The organism is Endozoicomonas atrinae (assembly GCF_001647025.1).
In the GTDB taxonomy this organism is placed as follows: Bacteria; Pseudomonadota; Gammaproteobacteria; order Pseudomonadales; family Endozoicomonadaceae; genus Endozoicomonas; species Endozoicomonas atrinae.
In genome coordinates this window covers 1-568 of record NZ_LUKQ02000753.1, presented here as the reverse complement: position 1 = coordinate 568, position 568 = coordinate 1, and the positions used below count along the sequence as shown (strand labels likewise).

The window sequence follows — 568 nt, the reverse complement described above, 5'->3', positions numbered from 1 at the left end:
ATTTACGATTCCGCTTTTTCTGGGAGATATGCGCAAGCCAACCGGTTTGACCGTCTTTCTGGGTGTATTTTTCGATGCTCATCATAACCGGCGATCTCCCTTTTGTGGCAATCATTGTCCGTCAGCGGCCTGCTTTCCGACGGTGCGCAATTATTCCCCAGACGTGATCCAAAAACCTTGATACGTATCAATACTTATTATCGGCGGATTCGCATTTCTGATGCTACTGAAATTTCAGTCAGTCTATGGTCGAAAAGAGAAGTATGAGGGGGGATGGGATATATGATGGAGGGAGGAACAGGGGAAAAAAGCTGACACTATCTGGGGGACAGATATCAGCAAGAAACTCCATGGCAAATTCATATCCTGCTTTGTCTTGTTTCACAAGTCAGTATTGTTAACAGCCCACGTTTGGTGGCATGGTTAGGTAAAGGCTTGCTCAATTCAAAACTGGGAAGCCAGTTGAACCTGATACTGCGTGAGATACCCAAGCGGCAAAGTGGGGCTAATAACAACCGCAGTCAGAGCCGGGAGCGATCCTTGTGATGGGTGAGACAATCTATGAGCC

1 protein-coding gene is annotated in these 568 nt (G+C 47.0%); it reads left to right on the top strand.

All coding sequences use genetic code 11. The features are described 5' to 3' along the window. Positions 1-181 (top strand): hypothetical protein (locus tag AK963_RS36380; RefSeq protein ID WP_238593911.1); only part of this gene is annotated, 181 nt, incomplete at its 5' end. Between the last annotated feature and the right edge of the window lie 387 nt (positions 182-568).